The sequence below is a fragment of the Prolixibacter sp. DSM 2831 genome (genome assembly GCF_056493735.1).
Genome location: NZ_CM151379.1, coordinates 3,726,005 through 3,741,562 on the forward strand (window position 1 = coordinate 3,726,005; position 15,558 = coordinate 3,741,562).

Consider the following 15,558-nt stretch of genomic DNA (forward strand, 5'->3'; position numbering starts at 1 on the left):
CATTTTGCTGCCACACTACACTTTCTGAATAAAAACGAAAAAAGGATGTCGCCCGATCGCCGGATGACATCCTTTTAAAACTCTTCCATCAAGCCTCCAATCAGGCGTAATTCCGTTTAAGCAACTCCGGATGTTCTTTATCGACTTTCATTAGCAGTTCGCCAAACAAAGTGTTGGCCCAGGCAAACCACTTTCGTGTGAAGTCTTCCGGATTGTCTTTATTAAAGCTTTCGTGCATAAAGCCGGTACCAGCATCGGTGTTGCGCAGCATTTTAATGCAATGTGCAATCTCTTCTTTATCGTTGCTGGTCATAGCCCGCATGATAATCGCCATGGGCCAAACGTAGTGCAAGCCCACGTGAGGTCCACCAATACCTTCGGCTGCTTTTCCCTTCCAGAACCACGGATTGTCCTCGCTTAACACAAAATTCCGGGTACGGTGATACAATGGATCATCCGGTTTGAACGCTTCCAGGTAAGGAAGTGCCAGCAAACTCGGCACATTGGCATCATCCATAAAGTTGGTATTACCAAAACCATCCACTTCGAACGACAAAATTTTGCCATGCTTTTCGTGCTCGAATACAGCATGCTCTTTCAATGCCTGCTCCACTTCATCTGCGAAAGCGTTGCACTTTTCAGCGAATGCGTTATCGTGATAAATTGCTTTGCTCATTTCGGCCAGTTGACGAAGCGAAACCATCGCGAAATAGTTCGACGGTACCAGGAAAAGGTAGGTCGTCGCATCATCGGACGGACGGAAGCCGGAACAAATCAATCCGTTGGGACGAATGGGATTTCCCCATCCGCGTCCGGGCATGGTATCAGTTGAAATGAATGTTTCGCGCATGAAATAGTATGGACCACGTCCCTCTTTTCGCTGCTGAACCCGGAAAGTTTTCACCACCAGCTCCATCGCCTTCTTCCATTCGTTGCCAAAGGGCGATGAATCACCGGAGTGTTTCCAGTAATGGTAACTGAGCCGGATGGGATAGCAGAGCGAATCAATTTCCCATTTGCGCTCGTGCAGCTCGGGTTTCATGTCCGTTTTGTCAGTCATCCACTCGCTGTGACCTTTGCCATCGTTAAACGCATTGGCGTACGGGTCAATCAGGATACACCCGGCTTGCCGGTTAATCAGTCCCGCCACCATGTTTTTCAGCTTCTTATCTTCGTTAATCAACGGAAGATAAGGCCACACCTGTGCTGACGAATCGCGCAGCCACATGGCATGAATGTCACCGGTAATTACAAAGGTATCCGGCTTGCCGTTTTTTTCCCGGTAGGTAACCGTGGTATCGATTGTATTCGGGAAACAGTTGGAAAACATCCAGGCCAGTTTTGGGTCCTTAATTTTTCCGTTCATCTCTTCGATGACCCGCTCGACAGCTTCGCTGGTAAAATTGCGCTCAGCCGGCGCCGGACGCTTCGAATGATACTCAGCGACAGCTCTATTCCCAAAGGATATCGACGGTGCAGTCAATCCTACCCCGATAGCTCCGCATGTTTTCACAAATTCGCGACGATTTTTCATTCTTCTGATATTTGGTTTACGGTTCCTAAAATATTCAAGAACCGCCCATATCTCCAAAAATTTGTGAAAGGAATGCTGAAAAATATCGGCAGAGTGAACTACTCGGAAGGTTCGTTGCGAATAATGATGGGATTTTTGAAATGGACATCGCGCTGCGGAAACGGAATATTCACGTTATTCTGGCGAAACAAATCGTCGATAGCAAAGCGCAGTTCACTCTTCAGGTTTTCGACGTAAAAACTGTTAGCCGTCCAGAAGTAAAGCTGAAAATCGAGCGAAGAGTTGCCAAAATCGTTGAAGCGCACAAAGGGTTTGGGATTGGCGCTGATATCGTCGTGTCCGTTGGCCGCTTCAAGCAAGAGTCTTTCTACCAACCGAACGTCTGAACCATAAGCCACCCCCACACTCACCTGAAAACGGGTGTTCGCTTCATTGTGGCTCCAGTTGACGATGGTATCATGAGTAAATTTCGAATTCGGTACAATCAGTACCTGGTTATTGCGGGTCAGAATTTTGGAAGCCCGAAGATTGATTTCGAGCACCTGCCCCACTGTTCCGTCTGTCAACTCAACGATATCATAAACTTCCAGTGAGCGATCGAACAAAATGATTAGCCCGGATACGAAATCGCTGAAGATATTTTGCAGACCAAATCCAATACCTGCCAGAAACGCTGCCGAAGAGGCGACAACAAACGTCAATTTCAATCCGAGTGCCTGAAGGGAAAGCAGGATGGCCATAAACCAGACGAGGTATTGAACGATGGTGTAAATGGACCGCCCACGCCCCCGGTCGAACCGCTTTTGCTTAATCTTGTTATCGAAATGATATTCAATCAGGTTCAGAATAAACCGGGTGATAAACAAAATGGCAAGTACAACCAGCAGATGTGTAACTGTAAACTTAACCTTGTCCGTCTCAAAAAGTTGAAAAGCCAGTACCTGACTGATTTTGAAGCCCAACATACTCAGTGAGCCCAGAACAGCTCCCAGGAAAAATATCAATCGAATGATGCGAATAAAGGAGCGCCACCGTTTCATACCCAGTTTTTCGGCGATGGATAGATGAGTCATCCACTTGCGGAAAAAGCGGAAAATAAAATAGGCTCCAGCCAGAATCAGCACGACTGCAACAATGCGAAAAATCGAGATCTTCAGACTACCCGAGGTGTAAATGGAATAGTTGAGCAACTCCCATAAGTTCATTTTGTGGTCAGGCTGCATGATTTTCCTCCAATTTTTTGAAGAGATTATCTACTGTCAGATTTTCTTCCAGCTGTCCGTTATGTGCCACCGAAATACGGCCGGTTTCTTCGCTCACCGTCACCACATACGCATCGGTCTGTTCCGACATTCCCATCGCGGCCCGGTGCCTCAACCCCAGCGACGGACGCAGGTTCTTCTTCGCCGAAACAGGCAAAATACAACGCGCTGCCCGAATCCGGTTTCCAACAATAATAACGGCTCCGTCATGCAATGGTGCATTTTTATAAAAGATACTCTTCAGCAGTTCAGCTGTGATGCCGGCATCGATAATCTCTCCCGTCTCGGCAAATTCCCTCAACTCGGTGCTGCGAGCAATGACAATCAAAGCGCCCGTCTTTGTCCGTGACATATCCTGACAAGCATCCACAATAGCACGAAGACTCGACTCGGTGGTCGATTTGAAATGTTGCGGGAAAAGATTTTCGAACGACAGTTTATTGTTTGCCTGGTAACGACTTCCCAACAATAGCAAAAATTTACGAATTTCCTGCTGAAAGACCACAATCAGGGCCAGCACTCCAACGCCGAACAACTGTCCCAGGATGGTACTGACCAGCTCCATATTCAACGCCTTCACCACGAGCCAAACGAGGTAAACAATAAATATTCCCATGAAAATGTTGAAAGCGACCGTCCCCCTTATCAACATATAAAGTTGATAAAGCAGATAGGCTACCAGCAACACATCCAGAAAATCGAGAAATCGTATGGTAATGAATAACTCCGTCATTTGACCATGCTTTTCAGCTTGCTGTAAATTTTTATGGTTTCCACTGCTTCTCTCACATCGTGTACCCGCAGAATATCAGCTCCACCCATCAGCGCCAGGGTATTTAACACCGTCGTCGCATTCAGACTTTCTTCCGCCGATGTTCCGAGATATTTCCATATCATCGACTTGCGCGAAACTCCTACCAAAAGCGGAAACTGAAACAATCCAAAAGAATCGAGCCGGTTCATCAAATCGAAATTATGATCGATCGATTTTCCGAAGCCAAATCCGGGATCTAATATAACGTCTTTTACTCCCAGTAGTTTTAGTTGCTGAACCCTTTCAGCAAAAAACATCAGAATTTCCTGTACCACATCGTCGTAATGCGGATTTTTTTGCATGGTTTGCGGAGTACCCTGAATGTGCATCATGATGTACGGAACGCCCAGTTCGGCCACCGTTTCAAACATCTTGTCATCCATGGTCCCGCCGGAAATATCGTTGATAATGCATGGCCCTTCTTCGTTGATGACTTCACGGGCTACCGAAGCCCGAAACGTATCGATGGAAATGATGGCTCCCGGAAATTCTTTGCGAACCAGGCCGACGGCCGATTTCAACTTGCTGGCTTCTTCGGGCGCTGGTACATCCATCGCACCGGGACGCGTCGAATAAGCGCCAATGTCGATAATTTCGCCTCCTTCTTCCAGTATCTTCTCCGCCCTTTTCAGGATAGCTCTGTGACTCACATATTTCCCGCCGTCGAAAAAGGAATCGGGCGTTACGTTCAGAATGCCCATTACCATCGGATGATCGATTTCAATCAACCGCCCATCGAGTGTGATGGTTTTCTTCCGGGAATAGAATGGTTCTTTTTTACGCGTAAACAGCATAGAATTTCTTTTCAAACGGTGCTTTCCTAACTCTTTCTGCGAATGCAAAAGCAGGTTCGGAGCACCTTTCTACAAAAGTAAAAATAAATTGGCACGCCGATTTTCATATTTTTATACTTTTATAGTTCATTTCAAGAGGAAACTATGGAGAAGACGGCTCAGCAATTCGATCATATTATCAGCATTTGCCACGATTTGTTTGTCAAGAAGATGCGCGATTATGGAACCGCATGGCGTATTCTGCGCCCCCGCTCGATGACGGACCAGATTTATATCAAAGCACAGCGAATCCGAAGCATCGAGGAGAAAGGAGTTTCCAAAATCAATGAAGACGAACGCGCCGAGTTCATTGGCATCATCAACTACTGCTCCATGGCGCTTATCCAACTCGAACTCGGCCCCTCGGAAGAAGAGCTGCCGGCCGATATTACAGAACGGATGTTTCTGGAAAACCTGGAAAAAGCCAAAACGCTGATGCTCGACAAAAATCACGATTACGGTGAAGCCTGGCGGCAGATGCGCATCAGTTCGTTTACCGATCTCATCCTGATGAAACTGAAACGAACCAAGCAGATTGAAGACAACCAGGGAAAAACGCTGGTATCGGAAGGCATTGAAGCCAACTACCTCGACATTATTAACTACGCCATTTTTGCGATGGTGAAACTCGAATTTGGCGAAGAATGATGAAGTGGCTCCGGAATATCAGCAGAATCCTGGTGGGCCTGGTTTTTATTTTTTCGGGCTTCGTCAAAGGAATCGATCCGTGGGGAGGGACGTATAAAATCACCGATTACTTCTACGCTTTCCATCTCGATTTCCTGGTTCCACTTGCACTGCCACTTTCTTTTATTCTTTCATTTGCTGAATTTGCCATCGGGGTTGGACTTTTGAGCGGAAGATTTCTCCGCTTTTTCTCCTGGCTGGCACTCATTTTCATGAGCTTTTTCACGCCGCTGACCCTTTATCTGGCGTTAACCAACCCGGTAACCGATTGCGGCTGCTTCGGCGACGCACTCGTGATAACCAACTGGCAAACGTTTTATAAAAATATTGTCCTCATCACCCTGGCGATTATTCTCTTCGCCGGAAGGCGGAAAGCTGACCACCCGGTAAAAAGAAAACCGGGCCGGGTAATTTTCTCCGGGCTTATCCTTACTTATATCGTTTTGGTCACCTGGTCGTACAATCACTTGCCGATTATCGATTTCAGGCCGTACAAAGTGGGCGTAAATATTACGAAAGCCATGGAAATCCCGCCCGATGCGCCGCACGATGTTTACGAAAACAACTTCTACTACAAGAATAAAAAGACCGGTGAAGTCAAAAAGTTCTCGGAGAAAAATATTCCGTGGCGCGATTCACTTACGTGGGAATTTCAATCGATGGACCAACCGGTTCTCGTGAAAAGAGGATATGTTCCGCCCATTCACGATTTTTCTATCCAAACGCCACAGGGCGACGACGTAACCGATTACTTTCTGAAAGACGACAACTACACTTTTATGCTGGTAGCATACGACCTGCAAAAATCGTCGACCAAAAATCAGGAACGCATCAATGCACTGTCCAAATGGGCGGAGGCAAAAGGATACAACTTTATTTGCCTCACCGCTTCGCTGGAAAGCGAACAACAAACATTCATCGGGGAAACCGGGGCTACCTATCCGTTTCTCTCGACCGATGAAATTACCCTCAAAACCATGATCCGTTCCAACCCGGGACTCATCCTGACGTACAAAGGAACCATTCTGGGCAAATGGCATTACAACGACATCCCTGATTCTAGTGCCTTTCGGGAAGATATTCTACCGGAAATGAATAAAAAGTTAAATAAGAACTAAGCGGTTTCAGGTATTTTCAACTTCGGTGGGATGTTTTTATCTTTGTCGTCAGTTTAATAAACTGAATAGCAACCATTCATCATTTTAAATAAAACCACAATGAGAAAGAAGATTGTAGCCGGAAACTGGAAATGTAATACCAACCTGCAAGAAGGTGTTGAACTGGCCAAAGCCGTTAACGAACTGGTCGTTAGCAAAGGCGATAAAGACGTAGTAGTCGTACTGGGAACTCCCTTTACTCATCTTACCAAAGTAGTTGAAAATGTTGATGCCAGCCGCGTCGGTGTTTCTGCACAAAACTGTGCAGCCGAAGCCAAAGGTGCCTTCACTGGTGAAGTTTCTGCCGAAATGGTAAAATCAACCGGTGCAACTTACGTGATTCTCGGACACTCTGAGCGTCGTGAATATTACAACGAAACCAGCGAAATCCTCAACAAAAAAGTAGCGCTGACACTGGAAAACGGTTTGACTCCGATTTATTGCTGCGGTGAGCCGCTGGAAATCCGCGAAGCTGAAACGCAGAACGATTTCGTGAAGAAACAGCTGGACGAAACCGTCTTCCAACTTCCGGTTGACGAATTCAAAAAACTGGTTATCGCTTACGAACCTATCTGGGCTATCGGTACCGGAAAAACGGCTTCAACCGAGCAAGCACAAGATATGCTGGCTTATATTCGCAGCCTGATTGCTGACAAATTCGGTAAAGATGTTGCTGAAGAAATTTCCATCCTTTACGGTGGTTCATGCAAAGCAAGCAACGCTCCTGAACTCTTCTCTCAGCCTGACATCGACGGTGGTTTGATTGGCGGTGCTTCGCTGAAAGCTGAAGAATTCCTCGGAATTATCAATGCATATTAAGAAATAACAGCTGCGATAATTATCGTAACTGATTTTTCTTCAGGATATAAAGGTGATTGAAACATATGTTTCGGTCGCCTTTTTTATTTTATGAGCATTTTGGCTAAAGAATTGTTATTATTCAACGAATAGCTATTAAATTGCATCTAAGTAGATATATGAGCTTATGAGCAAACCTGTTTTCATACCAACATTCATTCGTCTGCTTCTGTTCTCGGTTATTCTTTTTCTGCCAGATATAGCTAATTCACAACAACTGAAAGGAAAAATTACCGACGAGAAAGGAGCGCCTATTCCCTACGCGACCGTTTTTATCAAGGAACTTGCGCAGGGAACGACCAGCAATGTTGACGGGAAATATGGCATCGACGTCCCCGAAGGAACTTATACCGTTATATACCGAAGCCTGGGATATGCACCGCAAAATATCAGGGTGAAGGTCAGCACGAAGTCGGTTACAAAAGATATCACGATGGTCGACCAGGTTCATCAACTCCGAGAAATCAGGGTTTATGGAAATGGCGAAGATCCGGCCTATTCGATTATGCGACATGTTATCGGGCTATCCAACTTCCACAAAAATCAGGTCGAATCGTACAAAGCCGATGTTTACCTGAGAGGTACTGTCCATTTTCAAAAGGTATCGCGGATTATCCGTAATCAACTGCGCAAACAAAAAGTGGAAGTGAAGTCGGGCGACACATTCGTCGACGAAACATACAGCACCATCACCTTTGATGCGCCTAACCATTATAAACAGGTAATTAAGTCGGTCAATTCTACTTTTCCGGATATTGTTGATTTTCCGGTCATGAAATTCTTTGCTGCCAGTCTGTACGATGATAATATCGATATCCTGATTTCGCCATTGGGACGCAACGCCTTTAACCACTACAAATACGTTTACGAAGGTTTTAGTTACGAAGGCGATTATACCATCGACAAAATTAAAGTCATTCCGCGAAGGCGCAGTAAACAGCTTTTTTCCGGGTACATCTACATCATCGATGGCTTGTGGTGCCTGCACAGCGCCGATTTGAATTTCGATACGCCTTTCGGCGAAGTGAATGTCCGTCAGGTTTTCGACGAAGTGAAACCGGGAGTATGGATGCCGGTAGGTCACAATTATGCTTTCGAAGGCGGCGTTTTGGGTGTAAAAGGCAGTGTTCATTTCGGCGGTTCGGTAAAATACCGCGACGTTGTCTTGAATCCGCGGCTCATTGCTGTCAACCCGATAAATACGATGCCGCAGTTCGCTGAAAAAGCTAAAGCCGAAGCCGAAAACAAAACTGAAGCCAGACCCGAAACGGACAAAGAAGATTCGGTCGAAGAAACGAAGAATGAGCCGTTGGGGCACGAAGTGAAAGACGGAAAGCGTGTGGCAAAAATGGCGGAGATACTGAACAAGGAGAATATCACCAACCGCGACATGAACAAACTCTCGCGGCTGATGTCGCGGGAAGCGAAAATTGCCAATGACGATGAAGAACAATCGCTCGAGCTAAAAGATAAAAATCAAAAGGTAATCGTTTCAGGAGCCGCCGATAAAGATTCGTCGTACTGGAACGAAATCAGGCCGATTCCGTTGACCGAAAACGAAAAAGAGAGTTTTGAGAAACGTGACTCACTGGAAAATTCTCCCCGGAAAAAACTATTTGGGTCATCAAAAAAAGGGAACAAGTTACTTTCGGGATATCTCGGCCCGCTTTTCACTGGCAAGCGATGGACGAACCGCGATACCAGCTTTCACGTCTCCTATCCGGGAATCCTCAATTTGAAATCGGTTGGTTTTAATGCAGTCGACGGATGGAAAATTCACCAGGAAATTACATTTAATAAAACCGGCCGCCCCGGTCATGCATTTTGGTTTACTCCGTGGGGAACGTGGGCCATCAACCGAAAGGCTGTTTTATGGGGTGGAAAAACGGCCCTGACCTATGCCCCTATGCACCGCGCCATTGCCAATCTCGATTTTGGCCGGAAAACCAAAGATTTCAACAGTCTTTATGCAGTCGATCCGTTTATCAACGCGGTAGCTTCGCTTTTTGCCAAAGAAAACTATGCCCGCTATTACGAAAACCGTTTTGTCAATTTTCGTAACCGGATAGATTTGGCCAATGGCTTGGTCTTTTACACCGGATTTAGCTGGAATGACCGGCGCCGGTTGGAGAACTCCACTAATTATTCCTTTTTCAGAACGGATGTTGATTACATGAACAATCTTCCGCACAATCACGTGGTAACCGATGCAAATCTGAATAGCCAAATCAACACGGTACTGAAACTGAAAGTAGAGTACACGCCACGCTATTATTACCGGGTTAAAGATGGAGTGAAAGAGATGGCCCATTCCGATTTCCCAACATTCTGGTTTCAGTACAATAAGGGCATCAAAGGGTTGTTCAACAGCACGGCCGATTTCGATTACCTGGAGGCAGGACTTACGCAAGGCATCCACCTAAATTCGGCGACCAGCTTCACGTATGAAATACGAGGAGGTTGGTTCCCAAATAACGAGCACATCCATTTCGCCGATTTCTCGCAAACCAACAGCCAGCCCTCGCCGGTACTGTTCAAGGAATTCAGGCACGGATTCTTTACTCCGGGCTATTACGAACTGAGGACAGATGATCGATTTGTCGAAGCACACGTTTCGTACAAAGCACCCTATATCTTATTGAAATACCTACCGGGAATCAGTAATACACTTTGGCGCGAACTGGTATGGGCAGGCTATTACAAGATGCCTAATCACCCTCAGTATACCGAAGTTGGTTACTCGTTAATTGAAGTATTATTCAACGGAAATATAGGCGTGTTTGCCGGATTCGACGACTGGCATTACAGCCGCATCGGCATGAACCTGGTGATTCGCATTTATTAATACCGTTATTCCAACGAAATTCGCATCTTTGACAGCTAAATTTTATCGCAATGGAATACACCAAAGTCAGTTGTTTTCCGGAACCGGATTCCGAAACCAACCGTGAAATATTAATGGCTCAATTGGGCGAACTGGGCTTCGAAAGTTTCAGCGAAACAGAAGATGCCGTTGAAGCATTCATCCCTTCCTCAGCCTACCGTGAAGAGTTGCTGCAAGATGAGAGTCTGGTCAACAATCCATTGTTTAAAGTGCAGTTTCAAACCGAAATTATCCCCGACCAAAACTGGAATGAGGTTTGGGAGAAAAACTATTTCCAACCCTTGCTGGTAGAAAACCGTTGTCTGATCAGAGCTCCATTCCATAAAGATACACCGAGGGCTGAATATGAAATTGTGATTGACCCGCGCATGGCATTTGGTACCGGTAATCATGAAACCACTTACCTCATGATTTCGGCTATTCTGCAACAGGATTTACAAGGCAAACAAGTACTCGATATGGGATGCGGAACCGGCATTCTGGGCATTTTGGCCTCCATGCGAGGCGCTGATATGGTGAAAGCCATCGATATCGATGAGTGGTCTTACAACAACACGCTCGAGAATGCCGAGATCAACAACATCACGAATATCGATGTGGCGCAGGGCGATGCGAGCCTGTTGGGAAAACTCAAATTCGATGTGATTTACGCGAACATTCAGCGGAATATTCTGCTTCAGGATTTACCGGTATATGCCTCTGTAATGTGCAAAGATGCTGAAATCATCATGAGCGGATTCTATCGGGAAGACTTGCCGGCCATTTCCGCGAAAGCGGAAGAAGTAGGGCTAAAACCTGCCGGATACGAGGAACGGAACAACTGGGTGGCTGCCCGATTTATTCGCTAAAATTTCCGCGACGCCCCATTTCCACTACTTCCAAATCGAAAATGCGGGAACCTTCGATGGAAAAGCGCACCAGGGTCCGGACCTGGTGAAAGCCCTGCACTCCTGCTGCTCCGGGATTGATGTGCAACAAACCTAGTTTGGGATCATTTATCACTTTCAATATATGGGAATGACCGGAGATGAATAGTTTCGGTGGATGGTGGTAGATTTCTGGTGTCACGTATCGTTCGTACCTTCCGGGATAACCGCCGATGTGCGTCATCCAGACATCCACTTCTTCGCACATAAACCGTTGGTGCAACGGATATTCCTGCCTGATTTGATTGCCGTCGATATTTCCGTAGACCGCCCGCAATGGCTTTAGGGCAGCTAACCTATCAACCACTTCCAGGTTACCGATGTCACCGGCGTGCCAAATTTCGTCGCATTCCGAGAAATAGTTCAGGATGGCATCATCCATATATCCGTGCGTATCCGATAGCAGACCGATTCGTTTCATGAGAAAAATTTGCGTGTAAAGATAGTGCGAGATTTACGGCTTTGAAAATGAAGAAGGCGTTATATCGGGGCCGGCGGTAAGTTGTTCTCCCTGATAGATTGCGACCACGAAGATGAATTTATCGACTCCTTTATCGATGAGATAGGCACGGTAGCGCATGGCATCTTCGAAGCTAAAAAACCGGCCAACAGCATAGCGGTTAAATCCATCGCTACGGCTGATATAAAAGGGACCAGGCACTTGGGTTCTCCGCGTTAAGATACGTGCATCCTTTACCGGTTTTCGCAGGGCACAAATCTGAATCCGGTACATGATCCGGTTGTCTAAGTTTCCCGAAGCTTTCAGAGCCACACCCTTTGCTGTTTCGCCCGGCGATGCCTGCGTGGTTGCATCTGAAGGGGAGGCGAAAGCAACACAGATACCGATAAAAAGGATTAGTAAACGTATCAATTAGCTGCAAGCTTTGGTTTTCACTAATTTAACTTATTATTGAAATTTCCGCAAAATTCCATCAGCCAAATTATCTGGTGGTTATCTATTACTGCCCAGACTGTTGGTTATTGTTGTTCCCTTCGAAATAAATATTCATCTCATCATCTATATATGAGAAACTTAACGAGGTTGAAAATGAAGTTATCTCATCGACCCTTTTTCTGCAAAAAAATGAAAACCAGCTTTCAAACTGCTTGAATTCCTCCCGGTTTTCCCTTATTATTGATGAAAACATCAGAGAAATATCCCGCAGAACGGAATATTATGCTTCTCATTTAAAATGATATCTCATGAAATTAGTTGTTCTTGTCCGTCACGGAAAAGCCGAACATACCGATGAGCCAAAACCCGATTATCGACGCGATTTAACTACCCGGGGCGAAGTGGATGCCACCAGAATCGCTGAAGAAATCAAGCCGATGCTCCCGCAGCCGCTTCATTTTATATCGAGCCCGGCCAACAGAGCTAAACAAACGGCCACTTTCTTTGCCTCCGGATTGGGATATCCCGAGGAAGCTATCCGGGAGGAAGAAGATCTGTATGATGGATTAACCACGACCGAATTTTTGGAGATGCTGGCGAAAGTACCGGAAGAATCCAATTGTGTTTTGGTTTTCGGACATAACCCGACGCAAACCATTTTAGCCGACCGGATGCTCGAATATTTTGGCCGCATTCTTCCTACCGCCGGTGCTGTTGCCATTCGCTTTGAGGTACAATCGTGGGCCGATATTGAACCCCGCAGCGGAGAACAGGCTTTCTATAAATATCCAAAAATGTTTCGTTAAGTTTGTCGCAGAATAACAATTCCGCGTGATTATGCATCTTTTCTATACCCCCGATATCAAGGGGAATCAATATACATTGGATGAAACCGAGTCGAAGCATTGTGTCCGGGTTCTTCGTCTGAAAGAGGGCGACAAAATCCAGTTGGTAGATGGTAAGGGAAGTTTCTATGAAGCAGTTATCAGTCATGCGCATCCCAAAGCTTGCCAGGTGGAAGTGACCGATGCACAGCACGAAGTGGGCAAACGCGAATTTCGGTTACACATCGCCATCGGCCCAACCAAAAGTATCGACCGTTTTGAGTGGTTCCTGGAAAAATCGACAGAGATTGGAATTGATGAAATCACACCGCTTTTGTGCCGCTATTCCGAAAGGAAAAGCATTAAGCCGGCAAGGCTTGAGAACATTATCACTTCGGCCATGAAACAATCGCTGAAAGCTTACCGGCCGGTTTTGAATGAAATGACCAGCTTCAAGGATTTTATTTCACAGGAATTTGATGGAGAGAAGTACATTGCCCACTGTGAGCCGACCGAACGAAAACTGTTCAGCCATATCCTTCCGAAAGGGAAAAATGCATTAATCCTGATTGGTCCGGAAGGCGATTTTTCCCCCGAAGAAATTGAGTTAGCGCTCGAGAACGGTTTTCAGCCGGTTTCATTGGGAGAATCGAGACTGCGGACCGAAACAGCAGGTGTAGTGGCCTGCCATACCGTTAACCTCATTAACGAGTTGAAATAACAATGAATTGGCGAAGAATATACAGAAGCTTTTGGGGCCTCATGGTGTTTATCACTTTGGCCGTTTCTGCCAATGCGCAATCGAAAACCTCGGTGAAGATTGCCTTGCTGAAGTATGGTGGTGGCGGCGACTGGTATGCCAATCCAACCTCGCTGGGGGATCTCATTCAATACTGCAATAAAAACATTGGCACCAATATCGATCCGGAGCCTGCAACTGTTGACGTAGGTAGCCCGGAGATTTTCAATTACCCGTTTTTGGATATGACCGGACATGGGAACGTTTTTTTTACGGATGCCGAGGTAAAGAATCTGCGAAAATACCTGGAGTCGGGAGGCTTTCTACATGCAGATGACAATTACGGAATGGATAAATATATCCGCAGAGAAATAAAGAAAGTTTTTCCGGAAAGCGAACTGGTCGAGCTGCCGTTTTCACATCCTATTTACCATCAGAAATACGATTTCCCAAATGGATTACCCAAAATTCATGAGCACGATGGGAAACCGCCGCAGGGATTTGGCATCTTCTATAAAGGAAGACTGGTTTTCTTTTACACCTACGAATGTGATTTAGGAGATGGTTGGGAAAATCCGGCTGTTCATCACGATCCGTGGTCACTTCGGGAAAAAGCGTTGCAAATGGGCGCCAATATTATTTCCTACGTATTCGACCATCCGTAAATAAAAAAGCCAGACGGTTGGTCTGGCGATGATTTTTAAAACGTTGCCTCGACCGGCAGATGCTTCGATATGGTTTTCCTGACTTCTTCGATGTAACCAATCCTCACCGTCTTGTCACGGGTTGTTGCATTTCCAAAAAGCAAATGCTCCACTGTTTCAATCCCGCAAAACCCGAACACGCCGGAACGAATAAAATTCATAATGGAATCAGTCATGCCACTGGCATCGGCATGTTTACGCGAGTCTCCCATATTATTTACAACCAGCGCTTTTTTGCCTTCCAGTAATTTTAACAACCCTTTTTCAGGATGATAATCGAATGCAAAACCACGGGTAAATACGCGATCGAAATACCCCTTCATAATGGCCGGCATGCTCCCCCACCAAACCGGATAAATCAAGCTAATCAAGTCAGCTTTTCGCAAATATTCCTGTTCCGTTAAAATCTCTTCCGGGTACTCGCCTTTGCGCGATTTTTCAAAATCGGCAGCATAATCAACCGGCTTGAAGTGCATTTGGTATAAATCTCTGACAATGACATCGTGGTGGTTCGCCCTGGTCTGTTCCTTCATCACTTCCAGGTAAGCATGGCTCAGCGAATTTGGATTGGGGTGGGCATATATAATTAAATGATTCATTACGTGAACTATCGATTCTATTTTTATTTATTCTAATTAACTGTCAAAAGTAACGAATGCCCTGCACGCATCCAAGCTGGACCGCGAAAGGTAAATTTGAGTTAACAAACAAGAAAGGCTGCAACCTCACGGTGCAGCCTTCACTCTGAAAAAACTGTGCATAATGCAACTAAACCTAATTATGAACTATTTGCGTTGGAAATTCTCGTTATTTAACTCCCCAGTATTCGTTCGAGGACATCCAGTTTTCGATTGCCAGGGTATCGTCTTTTTCTCGGTGCCCACCGGTCCAGAAGATATCGGATGACATCCACTTCTCTACTGTCAGCGGGCTGTCGGAAAAATCGGCTTGTTCCTTAACGCCCCAGTAATTTTCACTGCTCATCCAATCTTCTACTTGCAGTTGTCCGTCCTGTTCATTTACTCTCCAGTAGTTATCGCTGCTCATCCAGTCTTCTACTTTCAGTTCGCTATCGTTTAGCTCTTCGTTTACCAAGACCGCCATCTTTTCAACGTTAGTGCTGTTTATTCCATTTACCGGTGAAAGCATGGCTACAAAACCTGAGGTTCCCTGAGCGTTGGCAATGTTCATTACACTTACTGTCAGAACTATCATGAAGGTTACGATGACCTTTTTTACTGTGTTGTTTACTTGTGCTTTCATGACGCTATCTCCTATTTTTTAATCTTTTATTTTTTGTCCGTTTGACCAGCTTAATACAGGAAATGTGCCAAAAACCATAATCTACTAAACATCAAGACCATACACATACACAACGTCGAATTTTGAAATATTGGAGAGTCAAAAAATTGAACGGTAAAGAACAAGGCATGTTCGATTT

At 45.6% G+C, this 15,558-nt stretch carries 16 protein-coding genes; 8 read left to right on the forward strand and 8 right to left on the reverse strand.

Annotated elements, in window-relative coordinates; genetic code table 11:
- Positions 1 to 100: 100 nt before the first annotated feature.
- From AC060N_RS15225 to folP, 4 genes are all read right to left on the reverse strand, one after another.
- Positions 101 to 1,534 (reverse strand): glycoside hydrolase family 125 protein, encoded by a 1,434-nt coding sequence (locus tag AC060N_RS15225; protein WP_479524576.1) that lies wholly within the window; start codon positions 1,532 to 1,534, stop codon positions 101 to 103.
- Between the two features lie 98 nt (positions 1,535 to 1,632).
- A complete protein-coding gene (locus AC060N_RS15230; RefSeq protein WP_463228524.1) occupies positions 1,633 to 2,757 on the reverse strand; it encodes a mechanosensitive ion channel family protein in 1,125 nt (374 codons plus the stop codon).
- Positions 2,747 to 3,529: a diadenylate cyclase CdaA gene (cdaA, locus tag AC060N_RS15235; protein WP_106541714.1), complete on the reverse strand. Its 783-nt coding sequence runs from the start codon at positions 3,527 to 3,529 to the stop codon at positions 2,747 to 2,749. Before cdaA ends, AC060N_RS15230 begins: the two co-directional genes overlap by 11 nt.
- The gene (folP, locus tag AC060N_RS15240; protein ID WP_479524577.1) at positions 3,526 to 4,404 is read right to left on the reverse strand and encodes a dihydropteroate synthase; all 879 of its coding nucleotides are present in this window, start codon (positions 4,402 to 4,404) and stop codon (positions 3,526 to 3,528) included. The genes cdaA and folP overlap by 4 nt, the downstream gene beginning before the upstream one ends.
- Positions 4,405 to 4,548: 144 nt before the next feature.
- Between folP and AC060N_RS15245 the strand changes: the two genes are divergently transcribed.
- The 5 genes from AC060N_RS15245 to prmA all read left to right on the forward strand — a co-directional run bounded on the left by AC060N_RS15245 (position 4,549) and on the right by prmA (position 10,877).
- Positions 4,549 to 5,091 carry a DUF1599 domain-containing protein gene (locus tag AC060N_RS15245; RefSeq protein WP_479524578.1) on the forward strand — a complete coding sequence of 181 codons (543 nt, stop codon included), beginning with the start codon at positions 4,549 to 4,551 and terminating at the stop codon, positions 5,089 to 5,091.
- Positions 5,088 to 6,248 carry a BT_3928 family protein gene (locus tag AC060N_RS15250; protein WP_479524579.1) on the forward strand — a complete coding sequence of 387 codons (1,161 nt, stop codon included), beginning with the start codon at positions 5,088 to 5,090 and terminating at the stop codon, positions 6,246 to 6,248. The genes AC060N_RS15245 and AC060N_RS15250 overlap by 4 nt, the downstream gene beginning before the upstream one ends.
- A gap of 99 nt (positions 6,249 to 6,347) precedes the next feature.
- Positions 6,348 to 7,106: a triose-phosphate isomerase gene (gene tpiA / locus AC060N_RS15255; RefSeq protein ID WP_479524580.1), complete on the forward strand. Its 759-nt coding sequence runs from the start codon at positions 6,348 to 6,350 to the stop codon at positions 7,104 to 7,106.
- A gap of 166 nt (positions 7,107 to 7,272) precedes the next feature.
- Complete coding sequence (locus AC060N_RS15260) at positions 7,273 to 9,990, forward strand: DUF5686 and carboxypeptidase regulatory-like domain-containing protein (protein WP_479524581.1); 2,718 nt, start codon at positions 7,273 to 7,275, stop codon at positions 9,988 to 9,990.
- 50 nt (positions 9,991 to 10,040) lie between these two features.
- Positions 10,041 to 10,877 (forward strand): 50S ribosomal protein L11 methyltransferase, encoded by an 837-nt coding sequence (gene prmA, locus AC060N_RS15265; RefSeq protein ID WP_479524582.1) that lies wholly within the window; start codon positions 10,041 to 10,043, stop codon positions 10,875 to 10,877.
- Here prmA and AC060N_RS15270 read toward each other — a convergent pair.
- Positions 10,867 to 11,376, reverse strand: coding sequence for a metallophosphoesterase family protein (locus AC060N_RS15270; RefSeq protein WP_479524583.1), 510 nt, complete (start codon positions 11,374 to 11,376; stop codon positions 10,867 to 10,869). The two genes, prmA and AC060N_RS15270, sit on opposite strands and share 11 nt — an antisense overlap.
- Positions 11,377 to 11,409: 33 nt before the next feature.
- Positions 11,410 to 11,826 (reverse strand): hypothetical protein, encoded by a 417-nt coding sequence (locus AC060N_RS15275; RefSeq protein WP_479524584.1) that lies wholly within the window; start codon positions 11,824 to 11,826, stop codon positions 11,410 to 11,412.
- A 332-nt stretch (positions 11,827 to 12,158) separates the two neighbouring features.
- On the opposite strand from AC060N_RS15275, the gene AC060N_RS15280 reads away from it, so the two are divergent.
- Genes AC060N_RS15280 through AC060N_RS15290 form a run of 3 tightly spaced genes read left to right on the forward strand, consistent with a single transcriptional unit; the run spans position 12,159 to position 14,078 of the window.
- The gene (locus tag AC060N_RS15280) at positions 12,159 to 12,656 is read left to right on the forward strand and encodes a SixA phosphatase family protein (RefSeq protein ID WP_479524585.1); all 498 of its coding nucleotides are present in this window, start codon (positions 12,159 to 12,161) and stop codon (positions 12,654 to 12,656) included.
- A gap of 31 nt (positions 12,657 to 12,687) precedes the next feature.
- On the forward strand, positions 12,688 to 13,395 hold the full coding sequence (locus AC060N_RS15285; protein WP_479524586.1) for a 16S rRNA (uracil(1498)-N(3))-methyltransferase: 708 nt from the start codon (positions 12,688 to 12,690) through the stop codon (positions 13,393 to 13,395).
- 2 nt (positions 13,396 to 13,397) lie between these two features.
- On the forward strand, positions 13,398 to 14,078 hold the full coding sequence (locus AC060N_RS15290) for a DUF4159 domain-containing protein (RefSeq protein WP_479524587.1): 681 nt from the start codon (positions 13,398 to 13,400) through the stop codon (positions 14,076 to 14,078).
- Between the two features lie 35 nt (positions 14,079 to 14,113).
- On the opposite strand, the gene AC060N_RS15295 is transcribed toward AC060N_RS15290, so the two are convergent.
- Both AC060N_RS15295 and AC060N_RS15300 read right to left on the reverse strand, forming a co-directional pair.
- Positions 14,114 to 14,716, reverse strand: a complete 603-nt coding sequence (locus AC060N_RS15295) for an NAD(P)H-dependent oxidoreductase (protein ID WP_479524588.1) — start codon at positions 14,714 to 14,716, stop codon at positions 14,114 to 14,116.
- Positions 14,717 to 14,924: 208 nt separating this feature from the next.
- Positions 14,925 to 15,380: a hypothetical protein gene (locus AC060N_RS15300; protein ID WP_479524589.1), complete on the reverse strand. Its 456-nt coding sequence runs from the start codon at positions 15,378 to 15,380 to the stop codon at positions 14,925 to 14,927.
- Positions 15,381 to 15,558: the final 178 nt, after the last annotated feature.